General features: G+C 57.0%; 8 protein-coding genes. 3 read left to right on the forward strand and 5 right to left on the reverse strand.

Going from position 1 to position 8,024, the window contains the following annotated elements; genetic code table 11:
• From ACTHUY_RS11840 to arc, 4 genes are all read right to left on the reverse strand, one after another.
• Nucleotides 1-1,404 (reverse strand): proteasome accessory factor PafA2 family protein (locus tag ACTHUY_RS11840; RefSeq protein ID WP_441678986.1); only part of this gene is annotated, 1,404 nt, incomplete at its 3' end.
• Nucleotides 1,401-1,583, reverse strand: coding sequence for a ubiquitin-like protein Pup (locus ACTHUY_RS11845; RefSeq protein ID WP_126704424.1), 183 nt, complete (start codon nt 1,581-1,583; stop codon nt 1,401-1,403). The genes ACTHUY_RS11840 and ACTHUY_RS11845, both read right to left, overlap by 4 nt.
• Nucleotides 1,580-3,187 carry a depupylase/deamidase Dop gene (gene dop / locus ACTHUY_RS11850; protein WP_441655719.1) on the reverse strand — a complete coding sequence of 536 codons (1,608 nt, stop codon included), beginning with the start codon at nt 3,185-3,187 and terminating at the stop codon, nt 1,580-1,582. Before dop ends, ACTHUY_RS11845 begins: the two co-directional genes overlap by 4 nt.
• Nucleotides 3,184-4,797 carry a proteasome ATPase gene (gene arc, locus ACTHUY_RS11855; RefSeq protein WP_441678988.1) on the reverse strand — a complete coding sequence of 538 codons (1,614 nt, stop codon included), beginning with the start codon at nt 4,795-4,797 and terminating at the stop codon, nt 3,184-3,186. Before arc ends, dop begins: the two co-directional genes overlap by 4 nt.
• Nucleotides 4,798-4,997: 200 nt before the next feature.
• On the opposite strand from arc, the gene ACTHUY_RS11860 reads away from it, so the two are divergent.
• Nucleotides 4,998-5,585, forward strand: a complete 588-nt coding sequence (locus ACTHUY_RS11860; RefSeq protein WP_441655721.1) for a TetR/AcrR family transcriptional regulator — start codon at nt 4,998-5,000, stop codon at nt 5,583-5,585.
• A gap of 211 nt (nt 5,586-5,796) precedes the next feature.
• Here the strand turns inward: ACTHUY_RS11860 and ACTHUY_RS11865 are convergent, their stop codons facing one another.
• The gene (locus ACTHUY_RS11865; RefSeq protein ID WP_441678990.1) at nt 5,797-7,047 is read right to left on the reverse strand and encodes a carboxylate--amine ligase; all 1,251 of its coding nucleotides are present in this window, start codon (nt 7,045-7,047) and stop codon (nt 5,797-5,799) included.
• 144 nt (nt 7,048-7,191) lie between these two features.
• Between ACTHUY_RS11865 and ACTHUY_RS11870 the strand changes: the two genes are divergently transcribed.
• Nucleotides 7,192-7,818 (forward strand): DsbA family oxidoreductase, encoded by a 627-nt coding sequence (locus tag ACTHUY_RS11870; protein WP_441678991.1) that lies wholly within the window; start codon nt 7,192-7,194, stop codon nt 7,816-7,818.
• Nucleotides 7,815-8,024 carry a hypothetical protein gene (locus tag ACTHUY_RS11875; protein WP_441678993.1) on the forward strand — a complete coding sequence of 70 codons (210 nt, stop codon included), beginning with the start codon at nt 7,815-7,817 and terminating at the stop codon, nt 8,022-8,024. The genes ACTHUY_RS11870 and ACTHUY_RS11875 overlap by 4 nt, the downstream gene beginning before the upstream one ends.

Raw genomic sequence — 8,024 nt, forward strand, 5'->3', positions numbered from 1 at the left:
CAGTGGTCCGAGTCCAGCCTTCAGTCGGGCAAGGGCGCTCAGTGTTTGCGGCGGAAGAGTCTTCATCTTCTCGACGAGGGCAGCAACGCGTTTGTCCTGGCTACTACTCGCGTCCATCAGGTCAATCTGGGGTTGTGGAGGTGAATCTAGCCGGACGTGGGTCCACGACACCGAGTACTGGAGTTCCAGCCTGTCGGCTTCCGAAATGAAGTACCCGCGGACTCGAGCACGAGTATCGCCCGGCGGATTGGTTTTGGCGCTTGCGATCTCTTCCGGATCAAAGAGTGTCTTCAGGTTCCCTGCTTGCCGTAGCCGATCCGCGAGGCCGTGTTTTTCATCGATGTCATGGAAGGCCAGGTTAAGTCGAGAAATAAGAGGGGAGGTTAAATCAAGTTGATGCTTCGCCGCGGCTTGCGTGAGAAGGCCGCGTTTGCAGACCCAGTCCACCGAGTCTGAAATTGACCGGCTATCGCCAGCCTTGAGGCAATTGATCATGTGGCGGATATCCGAGAGTTCGCTACTGCCCTGTTCTTCGCACCGCTGCAGGACATGCTCTTGTAACTTGAGGGCTGTCGTCGTGCCCCCGTCGGCAAGATCGAGGGCCGTGTCGGGGCCCAGTCGTGATGTGTCTCGGAGGGCAGCGATTGGGTCTGCCAGTGCGAGGTCCGCGAGCGTGCCCCCGCCTTCGAGATAGTCGAGAACGGCGGATGTGTAGCGTAGCTTCATCTCGGTTGCGGTCTCGGCCATGTTTGAGTCGCCGAATGTCACCTGCAGCCTGGCATACTTTTCCGCATCAGCATGTGCTTCCTCTCGGGTGACGATAAGGGGGCGTTGCTTGGTGGGATCTGCCGAGGTCACCTGGTGAATGTGAAACGCGCGCGGGGAGAGGACATAATTCCCCTTGGCGTCAATGCCGCCCGCACCCGTCAAGATGATTCGGGTGACAAGAAAGGAAATGAAGCCCGGGTCGAGAGACTCAATGGTTTCTCGCAAGACCTGATAGTTCTCGTGACACCCGAACGTCGCATCACCCGAATCGGTGTTGGTCTTGAGCAAATGAAGTCGAATGTTCTTTATTGCAAGCCGTTCGTTCGCGGCGTTCAATAGGTCGAGTAGAAGGTGCTCACCTGCACGATCATTAACCGCCACATCGCGAGCATTGGAGCATTCGGCCGTCGCATACTCCGGGTGAGATCCGAGGTCCACGTATAGCCTTCCCCCGTTGGACAAATAGCGGTTGCGTGCGCGATTCTGGGTGCTTGTGCCGCGGAAAAGCTCGTCGATGCATTCCGCGGGTGACAGCGGGGAAGTGTCCTTTCCCTGCTCCGGGATGATCCGATGCGAGACAATCGCATACTCGGTCTCGAGCCCCAGGATGCGGGGAAGGTGGCCCGAACGGGTCACTGACCGCCCTCCTGAATGAAGCCTCGGACGAATGTCACGGCATTCTCCTCGAGGATGTCATCAATGTCGTTGAGGACGGCACTGAAATCCTGGGCGGCAGCCGATGATGGTACGGGTGGTGGCTCGCTACCTTCCGGCTCCCGATCCTGACGGTGCTTAAAACTCTGGTTCTCAGTCATCGTGCTCCAACTTTCGCGTAGACATCTGGGTCGGCAAGAATGTTTTGCCCGGTGTCGCCAACCAGGTCGAGAACCTCTTCGACAGACTGACAGGCGTTGAGCTTATCCTCCAATTGCATCGCGGACCCGGCGTCGGGGCTGGTCATGGGGATGCGGATGAGCTTACCGCCATTGAGTTCAACAACGATTGAATGCCACGATGCTGAATATATCTGCCCAGGAAACCGGCGAATGAGTTCGCCACGGAACCACGCTCGTGTCCCGGCCGGGGGAGTGAACTCAGCGTGCTCAATCCATGAATCTGCTTCCATCGTTTCAAGGATTCCTCGCTCGGTGAGCTTATCCGGTAGAGATTTCTCCTTGCGTACGTCACTCCATTGAAGATCCATAGCCATAAGCTCGGGAGCGTCCCAGTCGAGACCATCGCGGGAGCGCCGTGCCTCGAGCAGGGCAAGTTTTGTTGCCCACTCGATATCGCCAACCGTTTGCCGCCAATCGTCAGCGAGTAAACCGATCATGTCCCGCCACCTGTAAAGGATGTCGGACGTCTCCACATCGGGGCTCCGGCCGTTGTGGTACTCGATGAGACACGCATCCACCGTGCGCTGGTATGTGCTTTGAATGTCCAGGGCTGTCATCCGGTTACCGTCCGCAAGTTCAAGCTCCTGCGACAGCGAGAGGTCGCGAGATACGACCTTCACGGCCGCAACGGGGTCCTTCAGCTCAAGAGCTTTCCACTCATCTGGCAAACCGTTCGTTTCGAGTACCCACAGAAGAAGTGATGTCATGCCAAGCTTGAGAAGCGTGTTTGACGGTACGCAGTTTGCGTCTCCGCTGATCACGTGGAGCCGGCGATGAAGGTGCGGCTCGGCGTGCGGCTCATCCCTCGTATTGACGATCGGCCGATCGTACGTCGTGGTTGGTCCGATGATTGACTCGATGTAGTCCGCACGCTGTGACATCTGGTATCCGGCTTCCTCGGACGCCTGTCCGAGTCCTACCCGGCCCGCCCCTACAAGTATTGGGCGGGTGACGAGGAACGGGATGAGGGCGGCTACGATGTCGTCGAAAGGTACTGCTCGGTCAACGAGATAGTTTTCGTGACAGCCATACGATGAGCCTTTACCGTCGACATTGTTCTTGTAGATTGCGGGGCTGGTGCCGGTCACTTCCTGCAACTGGGCCATTGCCCGTTGCATGACGAGCTCGCCCGCCCTGTCGTACATAACTGTTTGACGGGGCCCTAAGCACTCTGGCGAAGCATATTCGGGGTGGGAATGATCAACATAGAAACGGGCACCATTGTGCAGAACTTTCGTGGTGCCGCGCTGCCACGATCGTTCTTGTGCGGTGAGAGACGCTACCTGATGGATGTTGTTTCGACTGGCGATATGCTCCCGACTGATGGTCGGGTGGCGAGTGTCCAACATTGGCATTTCGCCCGCTAGATCCCATGCCACATCGTCGGTGTGACCGAGCTTGCTGGTAGCCCGCGTGTATGCGGAGATGATCTCCCTCGACATTGCTTCGGAGGTTGCTTCAGGATTATCGGGGTGCGAGATTCCATATTCGGTCTCGATCCCCATGATTCTTCGAACGGTCATGTGTTCCTCAAAAGGTGGACCCGCGAAATGCGTTGGCCGCGGCGACCAATGATTCTTTCCCAGTTCTCAAGGGTCCCGGTTGAATGAAGGCTTGCATTCTCACTGACTTCGGCGGTCACGGCTTGCAGAATGTGTTCGCGGGAGATCCCGCCAGGCAGTCCATTGAGCTGGTCCTTAATTGACAGTCTCTTTGCGCGATCCACAATGTTTGTCAGCATCGCTCCAGAAGAGAAATCTTGAGCATAAAGAATCTCGGTGTCGCCTGAATCGAACGTGACTTCGACCAGTGCGGAATCGTTGCTGCGCACGTAAAGACTGTCGACGATCGTTTGGATAAGGGAGTTAACAGCTCCTTCGCGAGAGCCGGCACGGGCAATCTCGGAGTCGGCGAGCGGCAGTTCCGGTACCAAATATTTGGCGAGAATATCGGCAGCTGCCTTCTTGTCTGGGCGTGAGATTTTGATCTTAACATCGAGGCGACCCGGCCGGATGATAGCGGGATCGATCATGTCCTCACGGTTCGTAGCGCCGATAACGATGACGTTTTCCAGCTCTTCAACGCCATCAAGTTCGGCAAGGAGCTGAGGCACGATCGTTGTTTCAACATCGGAGGACCGACCGGTCCCGCGCGTGCGGAACAGGGAATCCATCTCGTCGAAGAACACAATGACCGGCATGCCGCCCTTTGCGCGTTGCCGGGCACGGGAAAAAATTTTTCTGATTTGTTGCTCGGTTTCGCCAACATACTTGGTGAGTAGCTCCGGTCCCTTGACCGAAATGAAGTACGACCGCGCCTCGGATTCGCCGGATCTTGCTGCCGCTGTGCGCGCCAGGGAAGTTGCGACAGCTTTTGCGATCAGGGTTTTGCCGCACCCGGGTGGGCCGTAGAGCAGGATGCCCTTGGGTGCTCGGAGCTGATGGGCACGATAGTGACTGGGGTAAAGGAACGGAACCTCGATTGCCTCTCTAATATCTGAGATTGCGCCACTCAGTCCACCAACATCGGCGTAGTCGACGTCCGGGATCTCTTCGAGCATCAGTTCTTCGGTGTCTTCCCGCTGAAGTCGTTCGTAGGCAAAGCCGCCCCGCACGTCGGCACGAACAGTGTCGCCGGGCCGAACCTTCGGCTTCCCTCCGGCGGTCATGAGACTCTCGGCGAGCCGGAGCACCTTCTCTTCCTCGTCTCGTAACCGCACGGTGATGCGACTATCGCTCAAGAAATCCGTGACCATGACAAGATCGCCAACTTCGTCGAAGCTCTCGCTCGAAATCACGCACATATGCTCGTTGAGAATAACCTCGCGACCGGGATAAAGGCAGGCGCGGGGTACGGTATCCGCCACGGCGCAACGAAGTTTCCGACCGCTAACAATGACATCAACGGTGCGCTCTGGCTTATTGGTGGCTGCGATGACGCCAAACGTGTTGGGTGCGGTAGTTAGCTGGCGGACCTGGTCGTGAAGGGCGGCTAGCTCTTGACGAGAGGCGCGCAACGCCGATGCCAGCCGGGCATTGTTTCGGACAAGCGTGTCGTAGTCGGCAGACACGTCTTCGACCTGCGCTGCCGAGTCCTTATCGTTCACACTTGTGGTAGCTGAAGAATTATCCATGCGATCGTCCCTGACCTCATCTCAAAATTTCTAGCACAAGCGTACCATTCTGTGCGATTATTGGTTTGGGACCTTCGGGTAAAAGCAGATTATGCCACGAGTTCGCGGACTGGCAGATCTGCATGGTTCCCCGGTTTGACCATGGCTTTGGGTTAGGATCGGGCACGTAGTAGGCGCAAGTGGCGGAGGAGGGAAGAAGCGTGACCGGGTCGGCGCGATTGACTAAGGGCGAGCAGCGACGGCAGTCCATCGTGGAGGCTGCCGCAAAGATACTCAATGAAGAAGGGCCTGCCGGCGTAACTCATCGAAAAGTGGCGACGCGAGCGTCAGCCTCCCTTTCTGCGACAACGTACTATTTTACGGGGCTCGACGACCTGCTGGGGCAGGCCGCTACTTTAAACTTTGCTCGCTGGGTCGCTCGCGCTAACCGTGTTGTTGAAACTCTCGAAGAGAGCGGTCCGCCGCAGTCGGTGGATCAAGCTGTTGATGTGATCCTGCGAGCCTGCCTCCCCGAGGATGAAAATCTGGAGAACCACTACGTCCAACTGGTTGCGGCCACGGAATTCCCGGAAGTTCACAAGCAGTACAACAAGAGCCGAAACCTTCTTGATGAGGCCATTGAGCAGGTCCTGTCGTGGATGAAAAGTTCTGTTTCGGCCCAACTCGTGTTGACGATTGTTGACGGCGCTGCTGTACAGGCAATTTCTGAAGGCCGGGATGTTCGCGAAACTGCACGTGAGCGAGTACGCGAGTTCTTCATCCGTGTCGGCGCAATCCCCCTGAAATGATTCGAAGGTGCTGGGTGACGGATCCTCTACGGGCAGTCACCTAGAACTCCCACTGGATGCTGGGTTACGTTCTCCAGAATCCCCGGAGGCTCGTGGTACTGGGGTCCGGAGGTTCGGGGTACTAGGAGAATCGTGTACGTCAGGTTGCCGCAGTGTGAAGACGGCCAGATTGCCTGTGCGGTCTATAATCAGAAGTTTGAACTGGGCCGACTTAGAAGGTTGTTTCCGTCGGAGTTGGGTAATTCTGAATTAGCGCCTTGAGCTGGTTGAAGTCAGCAGCATAGCGGTAGGCGAATCGCTTAAAATTGGGGTCCTTCGAGTAGGAGAGCGGGTGCACTGGGCGACGCTTAAGCATGAGCTTTACAAGGTGCTTACGCAGGTCCTTGTCCCTGACCCAGCGGAGCACCGTTACCGGTGGAACAAAAGCATAAACGCCTTCTTTTTCGGCAACGATGGGAGGAAGCGCAATGTCGTCAATGAAGTCGGCAACCATAGCCCGGGCCAGGTTTACGCCTCCAACCACGGAATAGTAGGAGCCGCGACCCCATCTCGGATTCACGTCGAGAACGTGCGGCATATTGGTGCGGGAATCAATCTTGATGTCGATTGAGAAAAAGCCACGAAGTCCGAGAGCATCAATCATTTCCCCGGCTATTCGACGGAGTTCCGGGTGGTCGGTGACGTGAATAATCCCGGCATTACCAATGAATGAACTCTGGTGCAGGCCAAGTATCTGGCGACCGGTGGCGATAGCGGTGATGATGCCGCGGGAATCAACATAGCCCGTCACAATCCATGACTGCGTGTCATCACCCACCACCATGTCCTGGACAAGCATGACACCCGAGAATCCTGCGTCTTGGATCTTGGCCAGGGTTTTCATGGCCGAATCGAGATCGGGTGCGTCGTAGGCCTTGCGCTGGCCAGGGAACTGTAACTTGCCGTAGTCCATCCCACCATCGCGAGGTTTAATAACAGCGGGGAACGTAATCGATTCCAGGAGCCCCGGCCATGTCCCTGCATCCGTATCCAGGGGGACCGGAACCGTTGTTATTGTGGGAAGCCCACGTTCTTTGCAGATCGCGTTGATGACGGCCTTGTCGGATGCTCGCTCGACCGTTTCCGTGGGCGCAAGTGGAATGACATAGCCGGCCTTCTCTAACCGGTCGCGGTAGTTGAGGACAAGATCTACGTCCCGATCCATGAACGGCATGATGATTGGGGTTCGGTCTGTGTCAGCGATCTTCTCGAGAGTTTCGATCATGAGCTGATCGTTGAGGGTGCCGCCCCGACCAACATAGACAGGATCGATGATGTTCGAATGGGAAATAGACCCGCGCGACATGCCGGAAACGCTGACCGAAGTGCATCCGAAAGCTTCGTGGAACATTCTCGCGCACGAATAGGTGCCAACATCCGTGCCGAGGAGAACGGGCATGAGTTCCGGTCGAGAGATTGCCATAGATCGAGTCTGCCACAGCCGGGGCAGGCGATGCTTGATAGAAGATTCCCGTTTCTGCTGATAAGCAAATCTGTTCCGGATAAGAACCGGTTTGCTTAGCATGGTGTGGATCAACCAAGAGATGGGTGAAGTATGAGCGCGGATATGCGTATTGACCTCTGGACAGACATCGTGTGCCCGTTCTGCTACATCGGCGAAGCCCGCCTTAGGCGTGCACTTGAAGAAGAAGGAATCACCGCTGATATTCGGTTCCGTTCGTTTGAGCTTGACCCCACCGTGACCGAACCCGTGAGCGGCATGGACCACCTTGCGGCAGGCAAGGGTGTGGCCCGCGAGCAGGTGGAGCAGATGGAAGGTCAGATGCGCCAGATGGCGGAGGTTGAAGGCCTCACGTACGAAACCGACCGCATGATGGGACCAACGGTTCCCGCCCACCGGATCGCCCAGTACGCGACCCAGCAGGGAACCGACAAGGGCGTGGCCTACTTCCGGGCAGTTCAGACCGGATACTTCGAAGGCAAGCTCAACCCTTTCGACACCGAGGCTCTCCTCGATGTTGCAGAACAGCAGGGCCTCGATCGTGAAGGCGCAGCGGCTGCCCTGGAGGATGAGCGGTACCTGACCCTGGTGCGACAGGACCAGCAGATTGCCCGGCAACTTGGCGTCAACGGAGTTCCCTACATTCTTCTTGACCAGAAGCTTGCCATTCCCGGAGCTGTCAGCCTTGACCAGTTCATCGGAGCTCTCCGCCAGGTTAAGGAGCTCGCATGACCTCCGGCTTTGACGGGCTCGGCCTCTCCAAACTCGTCACCCTTGAAGGTGCCGAAGGTGACGTCTGCGGACCTGACGGATGTATGCCGGCCGACCTCGGCAGCGCTCAGCAGAACGTCACTATTGGCGAAGCGGGAGTGGCCGGTGCGGTTGCCGCCGGATTCGGTACAACTTCAGATGAGCAGGAAGGCTTCGCGGACAAGTAA

It is taken from the genome of Flaviflexus sp., assembly GCF_052087705.1.
Taxonomy (GTDB): domain Bacteria; phylum Actinomycetota; class Actinomycetes; order Actinomycetales; family Actinomycetaceae; genus Flaviflexus; species Flaviflexus ciconiae.

Coding starts and splice junctions, on each gene's coding strand:
- ACTHUY_RS11845 (WP_126704424.1), bottom strand. CDS start 1,583: ATGACTGAGAACCAGAGTTTTAAGCACCGTCAGGATCGGGAGCCGGAA.
- dop (WP_441655719.1), bottom strand. CDS start 3,187: ATGACCGTTCGAAGAATCATGGGGATCGAGACCGAATATGGAATCTCG.
- arc (WP_441678988.1), bottom strand. CDS start 4,797: ATGGATAATTCTTCAGCTACCACAAGTGTGAACGATAAGGACTCGGCA.
- ACTHUY_RS11865 (WP_441678990.1), bottom strand. CDS start 7,047: ATGGCAATCTCTCGACCGGAACTCATGCCCGTTCTCCTCGGCACGGAT.
- ACTHUY_RS11870 (WP_441678991.1), top strand. CDS start 7,192: ATGCGTATTGACCTCTGGACAGACATCGTGTGCCCGTTCTGCTACATC.
- ACTHUY_RS11875 (WP_441678993.1), top strand. CDS start 7,815: ATGACCTCCGGCTTTGACGGGCTCGGCCTCTCCAAACTCGTCACCCTT.